Annotated in this window: 14 protein-coding genes, 1 tRNA gene and 4 pseudogenes; 10 read left to right on the plus strand and 9 right to left on the minus strand. The window is 49.4% G+C overall.

The window, feature by feature from the left end; translation table 11 throughout:
* The first annotated feature begins 407 nt into the window (after positions 1 to 407).
* Positions 408 to 530: a hypothetical protein gene (locus GPOALKHO_RS01805; protein ID WP_406703316.1), complete on the plus strand. Its 123-nt coding sequence runs from the start codon at positions 408 to 410 to the stop codon at positions 528 to 530.
* A gap of 162 nt (positions 531 to 692) precedes the next feature.
* Positions 693 to 773 carry a hypothetical protein gene (locus tag GPOALKHO_RS01810; protein ID WP_406703318.1) on the plus strand — a complete coding sequence of 27 codons (81 nt, stop codon included), beginning with the start codon at positions 693 to 695 and terminating at the stop codon, positions 771 to 773.
* 1850 nt (positions 774 to 2623) lie between these two features.
* Here the strand turns inward: GPOALKHO_RS01810 and GPOALKHO_RS01815 are convergent.
* The 3 genes and pseudogenes from GPOALKHO_RS01815 to rcsA all read right to left on the minus strand — a co-directional run bounded on the left by GPOALKHO_RS01815 (position 2624) and on the right by rcsA (position 5574).
* Positions 2624 to 3844: a glycosyl transferase gene (locus GPOALKHO_RS01815; RefSeq protein WP_406702725.1), complete on the minus strand. Its 1221-nt coding sequence runs from the start codon at positions 3842 to 3844 to the stop codon at positions 2624 to 2626.
* A gap of 53 nt (positions 3845 to 3897) precedes the next feature.
* Positions 3898 to 4710 (minus strand): mannosyl-3-phosphoglycerate phosphatase-related protein, encoded by an 813-nt coding sequence (locus GPOALKHO_RS01820; protein ID WP_406702726.1) that lies wholly within the window; start codon positions 4708 to 4710, stop codon positions 3898 to 3900.
* 300 nt (positions 4711 to 5010) lie between these two features.
* Positions 5011 to 5574 (minus strand): annotated as a pseudogene (gene rcsA / locus GPOALKHO_RS01825) (transcriptional regulator RcsA).
* A gap of 1064 nt (positions 5575 to 6638) precedes the next feature.
* Here rcsA and GPOALKHO_RS01830 point away from each other — a divergent pair.
* The 3 genes and pseudogenes from GPOALKHO_RS01830 to GPOALKHO_RS01840 all read left to right on the plus strand — a co-directional run.
* Positions 6639 to 7037, plus strand: a complete 399-nt coding sequence (locus GPOALKHO_RS01830) for a trehalose-6-phosphate synthase (protein WP_406703320.1) — start codon at positions 6639 to 6641, stop codon at positions 7035 to 7037.
* Positions 7034 to 7669: pseudogene (locus GPOALKHO_RS01835) on the plus strand (trehalose-6-phosphate synthase). The gene GPOALKHO_RS01830 and the pseudogene GPOALKHO_RS01835 overlap by 4 nt, the downstream one beginning before the upstream one ends.
* A 364-nt stretch (positions 7670 to 8033) precedes the next feature.
* A pseudogene (locus GPOALKHO_RS01840) lies at positions 8034 to 8606 on the plus strand (PhoH family protein); the annotation flags it as partial.
* 22 nt (positions 8607 to 8628) lie between these two features.
* On the opposite strand, the gene GPOALKHO_RS01845 reads toward GPOALKHO_RS01840, so the two are convergent.
* Positions 8629 to 8718: transfer RNA gene (locus GPOALKHO_RS01845), tRNA-Ser, on the minus strand.
* Positions 8719 to 9664: 946 nt separating this feature from the next.
* Positions 9665 to 9850 carry a hypothetical protein gene (locus GPOALKHO_RS01850; protein ID WP_406702727.1) on the minus strand — a complete coding sequence of 62 codons (186 nt, stop codon included), beginning with the start codon at positions 9848 to 9850 and terminating at the stop codon, positions 9665 to 9667.
* Positions 9851 to 11430: 1580 nt separating this feature from the next.
* Between GPOALKHO_RS01850 and GPOALKHO_RS01855 the strand changes: the two genes are divergently transcribed.
* Entirely contained in the window at positions 11431 to 11670 is a 240-nt protein-coding gene (locus tag GPOALKHO_RS01855) for a hypothetical protein (protein WP_406702728.1), read from the plus strand.
* A gap of 548 nt (positions 11671 to 12218) precedes the next feature.
* Here the strand turns inward: GPOALKHO_RS01855 and GPOALKHO_RS01860 are convergent.
* A complete protein-coding gene (locus GPOALKHO_RS01860) occupies positions 12219 to 12311 on the minus strand; it encodes a hypothetical protein (RefSeq protein ID WP_406702729.1) in 93 nt (30 codons plus the stop codon).
* Positions 12312 to 13224: 913 nt separating this feature from the next.
* Positions 13225 to 13530: a hypothetical protein gene (locus GPOALKHO_RS01865; RefSeq protein WP_406702731.1), complete on the minus strand. Its 306-nt coding sequence runs from the start codon at positions 13528 to 13530 to the stop codon at positions 13225 to 13227.
* Between the two features lie 353 nt (positions 13531 to 13883).
* Here GPOALKHO_RS01865 and GPOALKHO_RS01870 point away from each other — a divergent pair.
* Positions 13884 to 14284 (plus strand): annotated as a pseudogene (locus tag GPOALKHO_RS01870) (30S ribosomal protein S5 alanine N-acetyltransferase); the annotation flags it as partial.
* Between the two features lie 131 nt (positions 14285 to 14415).
* On the opposite strand, the gene GPOALKHO_RS01875 reads toward GPOALKHO_RS01870, so the two are convergent.
* The gene (locus GPOALKHO_RS01875; RefSeq protein WP_406703522.1) at positions 14416 to 14559 is read right to left on the minus strand and encodes a hypothetical protein; all 144 of its coding nucleotides are present in this window, start codon (positions 14557 to 14559) and stop codon (positions 14416 to 14418) included.
* Between GPOALKHO_RS01875 and GPOALKHO_RS01880 the strand changes: the two genes are divergently transcribed.
* Together GPOALKHO_RS01880 and murJ are read left to right on the plus strand one after the other, a co-directional pair.
* On the plus strand, positions 14560 to 14757 hold the full coding sequence (locus GPOALKHO_RS01880) for a hypothetical protein (protein ID WP_406702733.1): 198 nt from the start codon (positions 14560 to 14562) through the stop codon (positions 14755 to 14757). It begins immediately after the preceding gene.
* A 448-nt stretch (positions 14758 to 15205) separates the two neighbouring features.
* Positions 15206 to 16747: a murein biosynthesis integral membrane protein MurJ gene (murJ, locus tag GPOALKHO_RS01885; protein ID WP_406702735.1), complete on the plus strand. Its 1542-nt coding sequence runs from the start codon at positions 15206 to 15208 to the stop codon at positions 16745 to 16747.
* A gap of 94 nt (positions 16748 to 16841) precedes the next feature.
* Here murJ and argS read toward each other — a convergent pair whose 3' ends face one another.
* Positions 16842 to 18572: an arginine--tRNA ligase gene (gene argS, locus GPOALKHO_RS01890; RefSeq protein ID WP_406703321.1), complete on the minus strand. Its 1731-nt coding sequence runs from the start codon at positions 18570 to 18572 to the stop codon at positions 16842 to 16844.
* Positions 18573 to 19254: 682 nt separating this feature from the next.
* Here argS and GPOALKHO_RS01895 point away from each other — a divergent pair.
* On the plus strand, positions 19255 to 19530 hold the full coding sequence (locus GPOALKHO_RS01895) for a VOC family protein (protein ID WP_406703322.1): 276 nt from the start codon (positions 19255 to 19257) through the stop codon (positions 19528 to 19530).
* Positions 19531 to 20230: the final 700 nt, after the last annotated feature.

Genomic DNA, 20230 nt, shown 5'->3' on the forward strand with positions numbered 1-20230 from the left:
TCGCAGCCCTGCCTGTCAATATCACTAACTTGTTATGCACTCAGCTCATAGCTTTTGCACGTTGACTTAAGTAGCTTGTCGACTGTTTGTCTCCGGGTGAGTTTTCAGGCCGATCAGCGGCGTTAGGTGGCAATATTGCTATCTAACGATTCTCAACCTGGCAAGATAACACGATTTTGCCTTGTTTTAACTGCTATCGGGGAACTGAGCTGCAGCCCGTTATCTCTGGCATGGCGGATATTGTCCCCACCGCGCTACGTATTGGCGTGAAAATCAGTCGGCGCATGGGCATTCACAGGGGCCACTGGTCAACCTCTGGGGGTTTGGTACAGGAAAACAACTCTCGATGACCCTGACGCTCGGCAAATCGAAAACGTGCGTGCGTTGGTTTAAAACATTTACAGCTTATCGAAACCGACAAGGAAAAATCACTGCCAGACCTGTACGTCGATCTTTCCACCGTGGGCGAGGGGTATGCGACCGATCATCTGATCACCTTGCTAAAGCAGCGTGGTATTTCGCCCAGCTAATAGCCCCCGCGGCGGCTATACAGCATCCCACCGACGAAGCCGTGATGACGGAAGCCATCATGAATTTGCAGAGACACGGCACAACACCTCTAGCAGCCATCGTAACTGTTATATAAGCTTAACAGCAAGCGTATCAGTCACATTATTGATCCCGTGACCGGCATGCGAACAGATCACAAACTGGTATCGATGACGATTATCGCCATAACGACGCTGGAGGCGGATAGTTGGGAGCCGGATTAATGGTGCTTTGTACGGAAAAGCTAAACAGCTGACGTTGCGCGAAGAATATGCGCAAATTGCCTTTCTTCCCACTGCAATTTGATGATCCCCTTACTGACCTGTGCCGCCGGTATGCGCCATGAGATGGCCGGGATCGTGAACACTTTCCACCGCTAGTAATATTCAATGAAAAACATGCATGAACAGATGGACGCTGGCGTTAGAGCTGATGATGTTTTCGCTCACAGGAGATCTCGCACTACGAGAGACTATCCATAATGGTTGAGATGGAGCGATGCATCCGACGATGCGTAAGCTGGCTGAAATGTCATCGGCGCGCAGAAGGCGGAAATTGCGACCATGCAACAGTGGTTAGTGGTGCACGTTCAGAAAAAATAGCTCTTGAAGGCATGCGGGCTGTTGACGCCAACTTGGCGGCCCTGCTTAGCCATGGCGGGCTGAACTCGGCTTTTCAATCCAGGCTGATATGAGTAGAGGCAAGATAGAAGTGCCAAAAAGAAACAAGAGAAGACACTGAAGAAAAGAGTAAGAAGGAGCTCGATATTTGAACAGTTTGTTCACTGCGGTCAACCTGGCGCAAAGCCGGGTTTTTATTGCCGGTAGTTCGTCCACGCGAGGTGCGTTAGACGATTACGAAGGGTGTAATGTAAAATTTAATCAGCGGGCGGCTGGATGGCCACAGCGCCAAATGGCTAATGGTTTAGTATTCTGATAGCCTAACGACTAATAATTCATGCCTTCTAGGCTCTTTTGCCATCACAACCGTCAGTTCGATGAGGCCTCGCTCCCAGAATTGAATACGCCGACGACCCTTCCAGGCCTACCGGTCATCATGTGTTTATCGCCTTGCCGGCTATTCTTCTCTCCCTACACATACCCAAGAATACCGCCGCCTGTTCCGTTTTCGCATGCCCTTAACCTCTAACCTCTGCCGCCATTCTTTCCCGCTGCTTCAGTCCCATCCTGATACTACCCCTCCGACCGTCGGTATCTGCATTATTACGTAGCGTACCCATACCCGGCTGTTTGTGCGCCGCCTGCTGGTCGGTTCGCTAAAGCGTGCGCGGTTTTCGCCTGTGCCATGTCGCATGCCGATTACTAAACTTTTCCTTGGCAAGACATTCTCGGTCACGAAATGGGTCTTCGAGGGGTATCGCAACATTATGGCGGTTAGAAGATGGGTAATATATTAATCCATTATTATTCATTTAAATAAAGTTCGTCACCGAGGCGTGATATCAAAAAGTTCGCCATTGACGGGCCAAAAGATCTCAGGTTACACTAGGAAGATTTTCTGAATTATGCCATTCACCATTTTATTTTAATTATTAAGAGAATAAAAACATTTGGCTCGCCGGGTGAGGCTGAGCTAATGCGTGGAATTGTGAGGAGGAGATATGTGCAGTCGCGGTGTGAGCTGCAAGGGTAGGGCGGGCTTGTTGCAGCAGGTCCTGTGGCGTGACGTCAAAATATTTTCAAAATAGTGTGGTGAATTATTACGATTGAGGTACGGTTTCTGACAATTTACGTCGCGGATATAGCAACAGTCCATGACCATGACGGTAGCAGCCCACACAAACTCTGCATATGCCAGATGGAGTAGCTGGAGAGGGCGGCGATTGCCGGTAAAGTGATATTGCGATCCAGATGATCCTCAACCAGTCTGCAAGGGTGGCCACCAGAGGTTCATCAGGTTTCAATTCTAGTAAGTCTAATCCTTGATTGGACTGCCTGATGGGACGTCAGAGAAACGCTGCAGCGCACCCGGTGGCTGCAAGGCCCTTGCGGCCACCGGGTGCGGAGTTAACAAAACGGCCGGGGATCCCCGGCCGACGTCACGGCGCTGAGTATTAGATATTCCCTTTATTGTCTTCTTCGACTGCATCATAAATACGCTGCATGATATTTGGAAAGGCAGACTGTACGCGGCTCCAGCTTGGAATGAAAGGTTTATCGTTCGGACGTTCGATAAACGCCTGGCCAGCATCGAGTATGTGCTGCATGAATAATTCCACCGCGGCTTCTTCGCTGTGCTGATCAAAACTCAAGCCGTTCATGATAGCATCATGTTGATAAAAATCTATAATATCCAATGCGTTACGATAATATGTAGCTTTTAGAACGCGAAAAGAATCGCTGGTGAGGTTCACGCCCATCGTTGCCAGTTTACGATAAAGTGATTGGATAATATCGTTACTCATCCGTTTCAGACCGCCCGAACCATCCTCTTCTGCAAGTGGTTGATGTTTATGATCGTAATTATCGGCAATTTCAACCTGACAAATGTGATTGGGTGAGTAGTTGCGGTAGATTTCCGACAACAGGCCGATCTCCAGCCCCCAATCACCAGGGATCTTCATATCATGCATGACCCGGGTACGCATCGCGAATTCGCCGGACAACGGGTAACGAAAACTGTTTAGGTAATCCAAATATTCAGATTGTCCATACACGTTCTCCAGCGAACGCAAAAGCGGCCCCACCAATAGGCGCACCACGCGGCCGTTCATCTTGCCATTGGCAACACGTGCGTAAAACCCTTTACAGAATTCATAGCTGAAACGTGGATGCACCACCGGATAGAGTAAGCGCGCCAGCATGCCGCGGTCATAGGTGACGATATCACAGTCGTGCAGAGCAACCGCCAAGGTGCGATCCGAGGCCAGGGTGTAGCCGGTACAAAACCAGACATTGCGCCCCTTACCCGCTTCGGTGGGGGATAAACCCTCTTTTTCCAATTCGGCATCAATGGCTTTCAATCGCGGCCCATCATGCCATAAAATACGATGGTGCTGCGGCAAGCGAGAAAAAAAATCTCGGGCGTGAAGAAACTGCTCGCGGTTGGCGCGATCCAGACCGATGACGATTTCTTCCAGGTAAGGGACACGCGCTAATTCGTCTATGATACGGGTGAGTGCCGGCCCCTCGAGTTCGGAAAATAGCGAAGGAAGGATAACCCCCATTTTTCGTTTGCGGGAGAAGCCCATGAGCTCGGCCTCCAATTCTTTCACTTTTCGATCGGACAGGTTATGGAAATTGGCAATAATTCCATTTTGATGAAAATCGCTCATAAAACAACCTCCAATGGCTATATTTTATTGAATTGTTGTGGGTATGACCTCAATTACGCCTCGGTAATGAAATGGTTCAAACCTTCCACCCAACCTTCCGGTCCGTAGGCATGAGTGCGATAAATGGACCGATGCGCCGAGGGCAGTACCACCGGCGTTTTACTGTACCCGCGGATAATCACGGCATAATTTACTGCGTTGAGCATGGATTGATCGTTTAGACCGTCTCCCAGACCGAGGGCTTGCCAGCGCTGGCCGTCGTGCTGGCGGTACTGTTCAAGAAGCCAGTGTACCGCGGCGCCTTTACCGCTGCCTCGCGACATGACGTGGTAAAATCTGCCGCCCTCGGTGATGGCCAAATCCTCCGCCGCCAGTTCGGCGGCAAAAGCGGCAAGTCTGTCGTCGGTGTCGCGCCAAATAAACGCCTCTGAGGCTTGGCGAGCTTTGGCCAGCTGTGCCTCTCTCACGCCAAGATCGGTCCATTCCGCGACTTCATTGGCGGTCACATCGCCAAAGCCAAAAAACTTGTAGCCTTGCACCTCGCGCAGGCGCGTCATGATGGCACGCAGGGCGGTGTAATCCTTACCTGTAAAGCCGAGGGCCGATACCTGTGCGTTTGGCCATCGCGCGTCAAGCTGTAAAGCGCCGCCGTTTTCAGCAATAAACGGTTCCCCCAGCAAACCCAGTTGCATTTGCAATGTGACGATTTCAGCCGTGGTTTTACTCGAACAGATGACAATTGGTATGTCGTTGGCTTTCAATTTCACAAGCCAGGGCGCGGCAGGCTGCCAGCTATAGGTATGGTGATCTAGCAAAGAACCATCTAAATCGGTTATCACTAATAGGGGGTCGGTCAAGCTCGGCATATTGTTCTCCGCCTCTTCTACATCATGGCGTCCACCTGGCCGCCTCTCCAGCAATCAGTATATACGATGGCTTATTGATCGAAATAATAGTTATTTGGATGGTTGTTGAGTGGACAAATGTTAATCTGAAACTGAAAGCCTGTTTGTGGGTTATAGGAATGCTCCTAATTTATAGCGGAGTGGATTCCATGTGCTTGCTATTGTAGCGCGGATGATTTTGGCGGCACCGGCAATCACTACTGCTTCTAGCAGCACGGTGCTGCGCCGGCGGAACACACTACACCGCCCCGTCAGTACGCATTAACAAAAAATACACGAGATGACGGTTTTCGTTAAACGCACGATGTGGTAAATTACTCGATTATTGTGAGTCTTGATTTTGCCTTTAATATTACCTTTGTTGGACGAAACCATTTTGGCTTTGCTCTGCATATTTCAAGAAATCTGTATCGTATCTTGTCCCGATATTCATATACGCAACATATTAGATTCGGTTTGACTCAGATGTACGGAATTGATATTCAGACCAGTTAGATGGGTATGCCCGATCATGCGATTTTTGCAGTATCACACAATGAGGGAATTGAGCGTGGCTAGCTTGATAGATTTCTACAATAATAAGATTTGTGCGAATAAACAGATAATCTCCAAAATGGATATTCGTCATCTCAATAAAATGAAAAAACGTTTCTGGATGAGCTATAATAATGCGTTTAATTCTCTACATCAAATTCATGAATAAAGCACTCATCGTTGATGAACACCATTGCCGACTTAAACTTATCGTATTTGGCCTGAAGTTGCGCAATGTTATTTACCGTATTGATATTTCGACGTTTACCCCTGTTTCTGTTAAAAGTCCATCAGCTCTAGTTAGGTATAACTGCATGAGTCAATAATAATTATTGCCATAGCGTACTCTTACTTGAATTTATTTATCTGTTTTACGATGAAACTGTGATCTTAATCAATTATATTTCTTTCGGACCATTCTCAATGTACACCATCAATCACTGTTTCTTAACAAATCGATCGGCAAACTCCGGAGCACCAATCACGCGCAGAGCCGTCCCAAATTCCCTGCTGGCGCGGGGAGGCAGCACCTCTTCATCGTATAATAATCTAACTATAAATAAGAAAAATTCATTAATTAAGCTAATAATTTTTAGCCGCGCTGTAAGCATAGAAATATGCTAAAATTTTTAATGACTATTTTATGGCGTTAAACGTAATACGGCGAGAGTATAAACGTAATACGGTGAGAGTATAGATGCCGCTCACTAAAGAGATTTGTAAATACTCAACCGGACACGGCAGTTTTTGGCTGAAGTTAATTGACCTGAACCGATCCAACACCTGCGGGCCGGGTGGAAAGGACGTAAGGCGAAGAGCATAAGGCGTTGGCGGTAAGTCCTCCTTGCCGCGCCGTCATCGGCGTTAGCGGGCTTTAATGACCACGCCTAGGTCGATGCTTCGACCATTACTTTGCCGTGCGTTTTTATGTTAGAGGTGGAAGAGCGACCTTGGCTAGGTTATGACAGAGTTGTTTTCATGACTATACTTATTTTGCTGTCACCGCGACTCAGGCGGAAAACCACCGTACAAAGAAAGCTAGGTGCTGGTAAAAGCACATACCAAGGAGCATGACGAAGACCTGAATTCACTCCATAAGCGGCATTCATGCAAGAACCTCCGTTTGTCGGACGGATACCATTATTTTATCGGCGACAACCTGACAGATGAATCCACTTTCAAACAGGTTAACGCTTGCACCGATTGATCTGACATTATCAAAATAATAAAAGGAAAGCACAGTGGCCTGGCCGTCGGCATAATGGATTAACTGAAAGATCAAAGTGAATTGTGGTTTGGCTGGAATGGAAAAATAAAAGCAAAACGAATACGATCAATATTACCTCAATACCATTATCTGGTTAGCCTTTCATTACCGTTTCGATTTGGTGCAATATCAGCATGAAGATTGTAATGGCTATTGTCGCGTCAATGAAATGCTGATGAGACGTCTTAAGCCGCTGATGAACGAAGACGATATTCTTTGGATATATGATAATCCTTTATTGCCGTTCGACGCCACCTGCCGTAAGTTTGGCATGAAAAACCGTATCGGTTTCTTTCTGCATATTTCCACCTCGAAAATCTTCAATGCCTTACCGCTCGGCAAGGAGCCGTTAGAGAAGTTATGCGAGCATGATTTATTGGGCTTTCAGGCGGAAAGCGATCGCCAGGCGTTCATTGAGAACCCGACATTGGTCACCACCGTGGAAGATTGGACGATGATCGTATCAAGGCTCACAACAAGCCGGTGACGACCTGGGTCTCTCCCATTGGCGTCGAGCCGGAAAGTATTCGAGAACCGGTGGAAGGGCCATTACCGCCAAGGCTTGCCCATTTGCGCGATAAGATAAACGGTCAGTTGATTATTAGTGTAGACCGGCTGGATTATTCTAAAGGGTTACCGGAGTGCTTTCAGGCCCATGAGACGCTACCGTGGAATTATCCACAGCATTGTAGCAATATTCCTGACTTCCAGATTGCGCCGACATTGCGGGGCGATGTGCAGGCGCATCAGGATATCCGGCATGAACTTGAGATCGAAGCCAGCCGTATCAATGGCCACTTTTCCACATTGGAATGGACGCCGCTGTTTTATCTCAATCAGCATTATAACGCGGTCTGTTGATGAAAATTTTCCGCCGCCGTGAGGTAGAAGCTGGTAATGCCGCTGTGCGACGGAATGAATTTGGTTGCCAAGGAGTATATCGCTTCACAAAATCCTGAGGATCCAGGTGTGCTGATTTTCTCCCATTTTGCCGGCGCGACCAACGAGCTTACCTCAGCGCTGTTGGTTAATCCCCACGATCGCGACGGCGTCGCAGCCGCGTTGGATAAAGCCCTCAGCATGCCACTTGGCGAGCGCAAGAGCGCTTTCAAGAAATGATTGTGGTAATCAAAAGAACGACGTTGTGCATTGTCGGCAGCCTTTCTTGACCGATTTTAAAAAACTCTTCCAAAACTGAACAGCTTGGGCAGGCCGTCTATGGCGTGACACGATAACCCGTATCGTCATCTTACGCAAGACTTGGGGCCGCGAGACGCAGAGCCTGCTTTCGTAAAGTAATGGCGAAGGGCCGAATGGCCTGTACTCTGCTTACTTCAGTGCCACCTGCGGTGATCATACTTCCTCTCACGCCCATTGTGGTTACCCACATACTTTTCCCGTTCAGCCTGTCAAATGTATCCATTGGCTTGGTCCATGCGGAAAGTGACAAACTGCAAGGCGCCACTATGGGAAGAATAAGGCAGTGATCAAAGCTCGTTCGTGAAGCAAAATGCGTCATTCGTCGCGAATCACGCAACCACCAAATGTGTGAAATGACTCAGTCACTTCTCTTGTGCAAGCGAGCGGGATTGAATCAATCGGCACGGCACGCGCGACAGCCGCGATACATTGGCGACAGAAGCGAGTAACAAGGCTCATTGAAACTAAACAGTTAATCTTCACCACCGGTGAAATCGGGTGCAGTAAAATTTTCCTAAAGAGGTTGAGCGGATAATTGTTACCCGACCCATGTTGCAGGCAGAGGAGAATCTTGGATTTCTTCCCGGTCCCGGTGATATCGCCAAGAAATTTGCCCGCATTTCCGTCCGGCCTATAACATTTTTGCTGAAATCGACAAGGTGGAAATCGCGCCCTTTGCATACATGCGCGGGCGAACGTTTATGGTCATTTGGACGAAGTGCAGGAGGTGACGGTCAATAAAATGCAGATGTTCCTGACCATGTTGGGTGAGAATGCCTTAGTTATCATTAACGGGGATGTGACGCAATGCGTTTTTCCGTGCGGGATAAACAAAGCGAAAAGCCGGGGTTTGCAGGCGGGCTTTCTTATTGTCATGCTGGCGGTGAGGGAGGGATTCGAACCCTCGATACACTTTCACGTATACACACTTTCCAGGCGTGCTCCTTCAGCCACTCGGACACCTCACCACCCGTTAACTGCCGAGTAGACATTACTGTATTGATTCGTCTGTTGATGGTCAAGTGTAATTTTGGTTACAAATACTGATTGCTCACGGCGTGAGCGTTTATTCGATTTATCATTGATAGCTATTGCCCCACGCGAAATGGCTGCGCAATCCCGTTGGCAAATTGCCGGCCATTACGCCATAAGGATGGCATCATAATCTAGTAAACGGGCAAGAGGCATCACTACCTGCCTTAGCAGGGCGGGATAGCAATAACATTGAAGCGCCTCAAACTACATGCTTGTTAAAAGAGGAAACCACACTGGCAGGATTGCAGTGCTTAACCCGCTGTTGAGCTGGCCTGTTCTGTTAATCAATGAAAACTGCCTCACTTATGCTGTATTTCCTCTGGATAGATACGGCCAGCCCTCCGCCGGAGATAAAGATCAATGCACCGAAGTAGATTTTGTGTTGGCCTCATGAAAGTCGACGCGCAAATATGAGAAATCTTTAGCTATGCGCTTGGCAAGCGAGGTCATGAGGAAAATATGTTTTGGCTTTGCCATCGGCATCGGGCTCCGGGCTATCTTGTAATCCCATATGAGGAATTTTATATCGTTAGGTATATACCTGTCAATCAGCAGTGCTTCCTCCATCAACAACAGGCAGAGCTTAATGTTTGTATATAGTGCTTTTCGCGCGACATTTTATAAAAACTGCTCTTGGTCTAAACCGGGTAGTGGCGCTGAGTTCGTCAAAGGCGATCGCCGATTTATCATACACCACCTGGTTGAAGCCTGAACCATTAGCGGTCTTAGCGATTGGATTTAGTGTATTGTTTAACCTCAGAAAATTAACAAAGGTATACTCTTAAAAATATCCGGCCGGTGATGAGGCCTTTTCTGAAGAAGGTGTTGAGTATAAAAGGGATGAAAATTCTGAAAGCAACATGGCAAACGCTGCTCCTTCTATTCCATAATTCCATACAGAGAGATGAGATAACTATTAAGCGCAATATTAAGCGCGATGATAAGCGGAATCTTTATCGCAAATCCGGCATTCATGACGATCACTCGGTACGCCACGGTACCCATTATGCTAAAACAGGTAGTGACCGCGCATATCCAGTTTGTTTTCACACGATGATTGAGCAATTTTTGTGAATAGCTAAACAGGAATCGGAGAATATGGCACAAACTACTAGCCACGATATAGACAACAGCAAACTAAACCAGACTCAGCTTAAGGTAAACAAAAGCCAGGTTCAGGATAATAAGAGCTATAAAGTACAATTGTTAATAATTAAATTGATTTTTGACCGCAACCTAGCATCAAAATTGGATTTGTAAATATCATGAATGCTGAAAGGTGCTCAATAGAAACAGGAGCATAATCACGACCTCAGTATATTCCATGTTATAATCGACATATCATCAGCGCCGCGCCAAAAAACATAAACATCTTAAACTTGAGCTTCACTTAAGTAGACATAAGCCACATGAAATAATTTATGATGAGTATAAGTAAACCGTAGCGCTCGATTGTCAGCTGCGACGCTTATACCAGACTCCAGTGACGAATATTTCACGCTGAAACTATATCTTATTATTAGGCTCGACAACTGAAATCAGATGAAATCTATTTTAGATAAAGTTATTTGATCAGATCATTGCATCTCATCCTGAGATCTGATTTCATATAAAATTCGCTGTAGCGGGTTTTATGGCTTGTGGCGTTATCGTGCCGCTCTTGGGATAAAATAGGCATCTTCCAAGCCGCCCGTGGCGCTTATGCATCGGTTGGCGTGAAGTAATACAGGGTTGTCTTTAGCGAACAGGTGCAAGATAACATGCTATAGTCGTTCTGTATTGTCCATCTTGTCTGGCAGCAAGCGGGGTGTTCCCGTTAAATAAAAAAATCAGGGTCGTAGTCAATAAAACACAGAGTGTCAGACATAAAAAACTATTTTGCGTTTCTGATAATAGCGCCGTTGTGCCAGAGAAAACAGGTACCGCCAGATCCTCATTCCCTGCAAGCTTTGATCGGAATAAGCATCAGACAAAGGTCAGCGGGATGACATGCGCGGGTAACGCCTATACGGGCTAGGCATGAAGAGTTCATCAATGACCCTGGAAGCCTGCCGTGGGGCCGCCGGCGCTGTTGACGCCGTATCAACTGACAGCGGTTGCGGCCGATCGTCACAGCGACAACATTGCTTGATCAAATACTTTTCACCGATGGTAGCGTCAATATAGTTTCTGACTTTGTGTTTATCCGCCCAGAAAAGGACATGCTAAGCTTAGAAAATAAGTGAAATTGATGGTCTTGTTATGCTATGCTGGGTTCATTGGTGATATTAATGAACGGTGGTAGTGATGCGTTTGGAAAGGCTTTTGATTGTCAGTAATTTCATATAGTTATATAAGCATTATCCTAAATGGCGCGATATATAAAATATTTAACGTCTGATGCAAACCCGGTTTTTTACAACCACCCCAGGTGGTGAAAACGGGAAAAAGTCGGCTATTTTCCTGCAAAACGCTGTAATTTAGGATTTTCACCATAAAAGTCGCTACGCTTTATTTGTTAAACTAGAATAGGAGTATTAATTAACCTTTTTAGTTATTCGTTTAACCTCATTTGCTGTCTTCATTTCCCAAATGTCTTGTCTTGCCTCATAAGAGGTGGATACACGGCGTTTGAGACAGTCGCAAGACAGATGAGGGAGGAAGAGATGAATGATTTTGCTGGTGTGCCTGACGCTCTTGGCGTATTATTTACCGTGAAGGATGGGGTACTCTCACTTTTGCTTGCGCTTGTCGCGCAGAATAAGCTCGCCGAGCATTATTGGCCGCTGAAACAAGACGTGCTGCTTACGTACAACAAGAATATGTGCCCGATTCTATCGGGGCGCTGGCAATTCTCTGTCGTGAAGCACTACCTGTGTTACGTAACGAGCTGGGTTACGACGTAGAGCAGGAAGAAGTAACACGCCTGAGAAGGGTACGTCAGGGTAATCGCTTGCGCCATATTCTACCCATTGGCGTACTCCTTCATGAGTTAATTGGCGCGGCGGCTCTAAGAAGCTTCCGCTATTTCTCACCCGTGCTTACCGTTAGTTCTGCAATAAGGAAATTACCCCCTCTGGCGATATGCAAGCGCTCACGCCTTGACGGTGTGTCGCGCCTACGCCGTTAGTGAGCATGGGTCAATGACCCATGCTTTGCTGGTGTTTTCTCCCTTGCCAGATTCCCCACACTGCAGCGACTTTACTGGAGGAGCGCGCGCCATGTTGACCAACTACCCGTTGTATCTCAGCTGTTTGTGCTCTCCATGAAGTTACGCCAGAACCAGAGCCCATGCGGGCGTCACGCGTGGCAGGTTTGCCGCGGCGTGGGTGTAAACGGGTAAAAAGAATCACCGGTTCACTCGACTTGACATCAATCTCTTTCGCCAGTTTTTTGCTAACGCCTCGCTTTTGCTGCGATTGGTGTCCAGATGGTAAGCCGGCTTGGAACCGAATCAGCTCCTTAACGATTGCTGAAGATAAGGTTCCAGCGTGCGCAGCGTACCGGCCAGTTTTTCCTGGTTGACCTGATCATTGATCAGTTGCACATCTTTAAGATAAATGGCACCCTGCTTGGGGTCGTAGTAGGGCTGGCACTTTCAGCGCCAGCCTGTTGAACTCAGCAGGGAAACGACATTAATGATATTAGCCGAGATGCCGATGGATTTACGGAAATCATTGTATTGCTGCAGATAATCATTCACTTTTGTTCGCTGAAGCTGTAATACGTAAACCGATCACAGCCGCTCAGCAGTAGATCCCAAACATCATCGCCAACGTGAAGCGTTTACCTCATCTCATCCCCTCCTCATAGATCGTTCATCCCTTACAAGAGAGGGTTAACGAGCACAGTCAGTGGAAACAGGCGAATATCGTCTTCGGATCTTCTCCGTTGCAGACATTGGACTGCTTAATCAGCGGAACCAGATCGCGCAGCTGTTAGCTGATGTTTCTGGCCTACTCGGTGGAGTAAGATGCCGCGCGGTTTCGCTGATGTCCTTTAGCTATTTGTCGATGCTGATCGGCACTATTTTCTGCTCCATTGGGTGGTTTCATCGTCATTCCAAAAGGGGCAGTGCTCATGCAAGGGGGAGTCTGGCGAGCACACCGTCAGGAGCTTTCATCGTGACCGTTGAGCATCGCGAGCCAAATGGGGCGCTGCTGAAATTGATAGTACAACCACAGCAAGGTAATAAAACCTATCAGCCCCAACATGAACCAGAAAATCTACGGAATCTCCAGCAGGTTGCCGACATCATATGGCCAGACGCCACCATAATCGATGGCATCGCCCAGCGCCAGGCTCACAGGCGACTAAATCCCATAAGCTACCGCAGGCGCGGTTGTCCGCCAGCGATGTGCCAAACGTCGCGCGGGTTCGGCAATGATAGAACCGATGTAAAAGTCCAATTAACATGAACGGGGCGCGCAAATCCTGGATCAGGCCGATAGGGAATAAGCTCAGCTAGTCAGGTTTTCAACCTGAAGCGCTTTTCGCGGATTATAGTAGTCGGTTAAGGTCAACACGCAGGTCGCTAAGGTCAACACGCAGGTCGCTAAGGGCTGATCGTGCAGCACTAGGCGCATGCCTTCTAGCATCGGCGCGTGTACGGTGGAAATGCGGTACCCTGGCAACAGGCAGGCGTTAAAGATGGCTACGAATACAAACAGTACTGCGCCGGCCAGGCACACCAATTTAAAATCATAGCGCAGCAGCCAATTGCCGAGCAGCATGCCGATGACGGCGCAAACGCTGTCTTGCATCATTAACAGCGAATAGAAACCCTCTCACTCCCAAGGGAGCACACAGAAGAGTCAAAGCAGCCAGGGCTCGTTGGAAATGCTCAGGAAATGCTCATTCATACGAAATACGAACACTAGGGCGCGCATCAGCATACAGACGATAATTATCGGCTTCGCTCCAGTCTTTTGGCAAAGGCGCCACCAAAAACGCGGCATGAGGCTAAGGTGAAACATGCGAGCGGGTAATGGTACCGCTGCGTTGACAACTACGTCGGTTCAGGTAGCCAAAACGAGAGTGCGGAGGAAAGATGTCCAGCTATCACTCAGTATCACAAAAGGCGCGGCTGGTTACCGATCGGCTTGTGATACGTCTGCCAATGAACGGGACGATTACCGTTTGGCGTAGTTATACAGCTAATTGGGATTATTCAAACCCTGGGGAGCCGCTATGCGACGAGAGTCATTGTTATCCCTCAGGTTAGTAAATGCGCCTGGGAATGATCAACGAAATGCATCGACGGGCCAACGCCTATTATTTTGCGCCAGATCCCGCTGGAAACGGAAATTCGCGGAGTCTTCTCGGCTATTCGCTTGGAGAAATGTGGCAAGGGAAGGGCTGATGTTTGAAGCGCTACAATAATGGCAAATTGCATGCCTCACAATCATCGCTCTACTGACGCGGCTTGGATTTATTCGCGAAGATTATGCGAAAGGGTATTTATTGATCGATGGCCAGTGGCGAGACCATATTCTGATGGCATTGACCTACAGTGAATGGGACTCCCGGTCGCTAGTGTTTTTTGGTGAACAGTATGATATTACGAATTGGCATTATTTTCCCCGTCTTGCGCGCATAGATGAACTCGCGCGGCAGTGCGACGCCATGTTTATCCATAGCAGTACCGAAAGTCATTTCGCGGTGGTGGGTGTTTGCTCAAGCGCGGTTAGCAGTGTATGTGGATAGGCCGCTGGCGACCGCCATGGATAGTCGGAGCGCTGCGCGCTGGCCGCCCGGCTCTCAAACAGGACATGCAGCACGTTGCTTTGTTGCATATGGATAAGCATCGTAGCGACAGCGTCGGGCCGCAGGACGTGCATTTTATGCTTTTAGATGATTATCTGCACGTCGTGGACACTGCCTTATGGTTGAACTTGTTGTACGTCGAGCGCTCGTTTCTCTACGGCGAGGGTCTGCTTACCACCGCTACGCACCGCCAGGCGGCAGTCAGCAGGAAACCGTCACCGCCGTGACCCGCAGCGTGCTCTATCGGGTAGAGGAGATAAGCCGTTATCAATGGACATGTGCGGGAACGCCAGGGGAAATGCTGCCCCGCCTGGCAGACGGTATTAATACAGAGTGGGTTCCTCGGCGCGATAGAGCACTTTGTTGACTGCGCGGCGAACTAGACCCGATATGCTTCGATGGCGAGGAAAGCATCAGTGCGCAGCACTGGATTGAGCGACTGCTCGCGGAGCGTGAAGTTTGATATTCGTACGCCACAACGCTCGCAGTATGCAGTATATGGCCGGACTGTTCTCCGACGAGCGGCATCACCGGCCGTTATCGCAACGCCGCTACGGAGGGTAGTGATTTTCTCCGAGCACAGGGTAGACTAAGCACACCTTAACGGCTCAAGATTTACCGGGAGGCGCGCCAAACTTAGGCTGATGGCGTCCGGGCGGAATAAAAAACACTACCATGAATTTATTGAAATCGCTGACAGAGGTCAGCGCTATCACACTTCTCTCCCGCGTACTGGGGTTCATTCGCGATGCTATCGTGGCGCGGGTGTTTGGCGCCGCTATGGCGAGCGACGCCTTTTTTGTCGCCTTCAAAATTCCTAATCTGCTGCGGCGTATTTTCGCCGAAGGTGCTTTCTCCCAGGTGTTTGTGCCCATTTTGGCGGAATATAAGAGCCAGCAGGGAGAGGCGGCAACACGCGTGTTTGTCGCCTATATCGCCGGCCTGTTTACGCTGGTGCTGGTGCTGATCACTATCGCCGGTATGCTGGCCGCGCCTTGGATCATTATGGTCACTGCGCCGGGGTTTACCGATACGCCGGAAAAATTCGCACTGACGATCGCGCTGTTACGTGTCACCTTTCCTTATATTTTGTTAATTTCCCTCACCTCGCTGGTGGGCGCGGTACTGAATACTTGGAACCGGTTTTCAGTGCCGGCGTTCGCGCCAACATTGCTTAACGTCAGCATGATCGGTTTCGCGCTGCTAGCGGCGCCGCTGTTTCATCCGCCGGTGATGGCGCTGGCCTGGGCGGTGGTGGCCGGCGGCGTTCTCCAGTTAGGCTACCAGTTGCCATACCTGAAAAAAATCGGCATGCTGGTGCTGCCAAGAGTGCAGTTTCGCGACGCTGGCGTATGGCGCGTGCTGCGGCAAATGGGATCGGCCATTCTCGGCGTGTCAGTCAGCCAAATCTCGCTGATTATCAATACTATATTTGCCTCCTTTCTGGTGTTCGGTTCCGTCTCCTGGATGTATTACGCTGACCGCCTGATGGAGTTCCCTTTCGGTGTACTTGGCGTGGCGTTGGGGACTATTCTACTGCCCTCGCTGTCGCGCAGTTTTACCCATGGCGATCAAGATGAATACTCCCATCTGCTGGATTGGGGATTACGCTTATGTTTCATTCTGGCGCTGCCCAGCGCGGTGGCGCTCGGCATTCTGGCGCGCCCGCTGACGGTGGCACTGTTCCAGTACGGCAAATTTTCCGCCTTTGACGCCTTGATGACCCAGCGCGCGCTAATAGCCTACTCGGTGGGCCTGGTCGGCCTGATTTTGGTGAAAGTGTTGGCCCCGGGGTTTTACTCCCGCCAGGACATCAAAACGCCGGTGCGCGTGGCAATGATTACGCTGGTCATGACACAACTGATGAACTTGACCTTTATTGGCCCGCTGAAACACGCCGGTTTGTCTCTGTCCATTGGCTTATCCGCCTGTCTCAACGCTGGGCTCTTGTACTGGCAGCTGCGCCGACAAAAACTGTTTCAGCCGCAGCCGGGCTGGCTCGGCTTTTTCTGCCGTCTGATTCTGGCGGTCATTATCATGGCGGCGGCGCTGGTTTGGCTGCTGTCGGTGATGCCGGACTGGGCGCAGGGTGCCATGTTCTGTCGGCTGTTGCGTCTGATGGGCGTGGTGGTGATAGGTGCTATTATTTATTTCGCCACGCTGTGGCTGGTGGGATTCCGTCCGCGCCACTTCGCGCGCTCGGTACAGGTTCACTAAACCCTCTCCCGCAAAAGCCAGCCCGCTTAGTGCGGGCTGGCTTACTCAACGATCACGGCGCTCAGGGGCGGTGCTATCCAGGATTAAACCACGACTACATCCGCTCGACCGTTTCGATCCCCAACAGATCTAATCCTTGTTTCAAGGTACGTGCGGTGAGCAGCGCCAGCTGCAGACGACTTTGGCGTAACGCTTCGTTCTCGGCTGTCAGGATCGGACAGTGTTCGTAGAACGCGGAAAACAGCACTGCCAAATCATAAAGATAGGCACACAATACGTGTGACGTGCCGTCACGCGCTACCGTCATAATGGCCTCTTCCAGCTGCAGCAAACAAACCGCCAGCTGAGTTTCCTGTTTCACCGCCAGTTGAATAGAGCCGCTGAGCTGCTGTTCATTCTTGCCACTGCGTTTGAATATTGAGACGACGCGGGTGTAAGCGTATTGTATGTAAGGCGCAGTATTGCCCTCGAAACTCAGCATATTGTCCCAGTCGAAAACGTAATTTGTGGTGCGGCTTTTCGACAAATCTGCATACTTTACCGCACCAATACCCACCGCTTGTGCCAACCTTTCCAGCTCAGCATCATCTATGGTGGGATTTTTATCGGCAACTAGACGGCGCGCGCGTTCCAGCGCTTCGTCCAGCAGGTCAGTGAGTTTTATAGTTTCGCCGGCCCGGGTTTTAAACGGCTTGCCGTCCTTACCCAACATCATGCCGAACATGTGATGTTCAAGTGATACCGATTCAGGTACGTAGCCGGCCTTTCGCGCGATGGTCCAGGCCTGCATTAAATGCTGATGCTGACGTGAATCGATATAGTAAATGATGCGATCGGCTTTCAGCGTTTCATATCGGTATTTGGCGCAGGCGATATCGGTGGTAGTATAGAGATAAGCGCCATCCTTTTTCTGGATGATCACCCCCATGGGCTCGCCTTCTTTATTTTTGAATTCCTCAAGGAACACCACGATAACGCCTTCGCTCTCTACTGCCAACCCTTTGGCCTTCAAATCCGCCACGATCTCGGGGAGCATGGCATTGTAGAGGCTTTCGCCCATGACGTCTTCGCGCTTGAGCGTCACGTTGAGTCGGTCATAGGTTTTCTGATTCTGCGCCATGGTGACATCCACCAGCTTGCGCCACATCCGCCGACAATGCTCATCGCCGCCCTGGAGCTTCACCACATAGCCACGCGCGCGTTCGGCGAAAGCTGGATCCTCATCATAGTGCTGTTTGGCGGCACGATAAAAGTTTTCCAAACTGGAGAGTTGCATTTCTGCTTCACCGCCGTCCTGCACTTTTTCCAGGTAAGCAATCAGCATGCCGAACTGTGTTCCCCAATCTCCGACGTGGTTGGCACGAATAACGTTATGGCCCAAAAACGTCAGCGTGCGCACCGAGGCGTCGCCGATGATGGTCGAACGTACATGGCCGACATGCATTTCTTTGGCGATATTTGGGGCAGAGTAATCCACCACAATTGTTTGCGGCGTGACCCTTGCAACCCCTAGACGCGGCGAAGAAAGTGCCGCGACCAGTTGATTCTCAAGCCAACGCGTGTCAAGAAAAATATTGATAAAACCGGGACCAGCGATGTCGATTTTGCGCGCGATGCCCTTCAAATCAAGCAAGCCGACGACTTTTTCCGCCAGCGCGCGGGGCGGCAGGCCGAGTTGTTTGGCGATCGCCATAACGCCATTGGCTTGATAATCGCCGAATTGGGTCTTGGTAGAGTGCCGAACCTGCGCTTCACAGTCAGCGCTCGCGCCTGCAGCTATCAGCGCCTGCTGGATTTTTTCAGAGAGAAGTGTGTGGATGTTCACCGGAATACCTTTATTGCATTGGTGGGAGGCAGGCAGAGCGCTGACATTCCCTGGCAAGCTGACTACGCCACCATAACCGGGCGGCCACGGTAGTCAGATCCGAAAAATAAACCATGTTTATACCATAAGCGGCGGAGGGAATCAGTAGAGCAGGTAAGACGGATTTAACGAGCGCAAAAGTAAAACAGAGCGGGATGAGGAGCATTAACAATAGCGGCGGCGATAACCAGCAACAGGCATAAAGTTAATAATAGCATTTTATATATATTCGATTATTTATGTGTCTAAAGTAGTTGAAATAACCTGAACGCACAATCCGCTCGATACGCCTTAAGAATATACCTACATTTTACGCCTATAATCACTTTAGAATATAAGATCAAGCTGATGTTTGTAAGTGTCATGTTGAATTAGGACGAACATTACTCTTTCCATTAAGTATGATAACTATTGCCATTAAACGCCTCTTGCAAATTAACAGATTAATGCTCCATTGTTGCGGTCGCCTGCCGCCCAATCGTAGGGGCGAAGCGGCCTGCAGCGCGATGAGCCAGGCAGGCATGGCGCGATACGGGGCAATTCTGCAATTATTGGATTTACAAAATCGATTTAATGTGCTTTGACGCTGAACTATACGCTTTAACGAATAGATGAGGTATCTTGACAAAAATCTATCAATTATATTGCCGTGCTCTGTCATCAAACCGTGACGGCGCAACACTGGTGTCAGGGCTTATCCCAATACGGACGCGTTTTAAATAAAACGAGAAACGATCGTAACATTGTACCGTTTGAACTGACGACGCCGTTGGTGTTAAAAGAACAAGCAATCCATTACGAGCCAATCTTGGCCGCCGCGCCAGGCAGCGCTTGCTCTAAAAGGCCAGCACATCCACGGCCGGCACCAAGCTCGTGCGTGGCGTGGCGAATTTCACGCGCAGACGTGCATTGGATATGACCGCTACCAATGCCACGAGTCCGGCAATATCGAAGTTTGTCGACGGCGATATGAGAGTAATACTATGTTATGGCTACATTTTCGTCCAGGGACGCGAAGGGGATATACCACAAACCGGGGTTAGCAATAAATTGCAATGAATTTCATCCGAGCACACAAAGCAGATCGTACTCACAGGTAAAGGGTAGGTGCTGTAAAAGCTCTTCGCGACGATAGGCACTTCCCACCTGGGTTATGGGGATTGCGCAGCACCAACAGGCGTTTATTGCCGGTTAGTGCTGGATCAGTGCCGGCGCAATTTACACACCAGCGATTGGTATCGTGTCGCATTGGCGACAGCCGCTGTGCACGGCATCGCCTCGTCTTCCGCGGTCAGCACGTGGACTGCCAGATGCAGGCCACTTATCAGCTTCAGCAGAAAAACGAGCCACTGTGCCTTGACCTCCCATTGATAGCGTTCGCGCTCCTCTGGATGAGAATCTTGATCAGATCCGTCGGCGACGAGCCGTATCCAAACATGTCGCGTTCGACGCGGGCGTGCAACGCCTCAATAACACAAGGAGGGGGCGAAAATCGGTGTCGGCCACCCAGAGTAGATAACGTCCCCTCCGGCGGACTTTTGCCATTTATAGCTATCGCTGTGACGCCAGTCGATACATTCATCGAAATTGTATGTTAAAGTCTTTTCCCTGCACAATTA

Origin of the sequence: Sodalis sp. (in: enterobacteria) (genome assembly GCF_036327475.1) — a bacterium.
GTDB lineage: Bacteria > Pseudomonadota > Gammaproteobacteria > Enterobacterales > Enterobacteriaceae.

Coding starts and splice junctions, on each gene's coding strand:
- GPOALKHO_RS01820 (WP_406702726.1), bottom strand. CDS start 4,710: ATGCCGAGCTTGACCGACCCCCTATTAGTGATAACCGATTTAGATGGT.
- GPOALKHO_RS01880 (WP_406702733.1), top strand. CDS start 14,560: ATGGATAAGCATCGTAGCGACAGCGTCGGGCCGCAGGACGTGCATTTT.
- GPOALKHO_RS01855 (WP_406702728.1), top strand. CDS start 11,431: ATGAATGATTTTGCTGGTGTGCCTGACGCTCTTGGCGTATTATTTACC.
- GPOALKHO_RS01810 (WP_406703318.1), top strand. CDS start 693: ATGCGAACAGATCACAAACTGGTATCGATGACGATTATCGCCATAACG.
- GPOALKHO_RS01815 (WP_406702725.1), bottom strand. CDS start 3,844: ATGAGCGATTTTCATCAAAATGGAATTATTGCCAATTTCCATAACCTG.
- GPOALKHO_RS01865 (WP_406702731.1), bottom strand. CDS start 13,530: ATGATGCAAGACAGCGTTTGCGCCGTCATCGGCATGCTGCTCGGCAAT.
- GPOALKHO_RS01875 (WP_406703522.1), bottom strand. CDS start 14,559: ATGCAACAAAGCAACGTGCTGCATGTCCTGTTTGAGAGCCGGGCGGCC.
- murJ (WP_406702735.1), top strand. CDS start 15,206: ATGAATTTATTGAAATCGCTGACAGAGGTCAGCGCTATCACACTTCTC.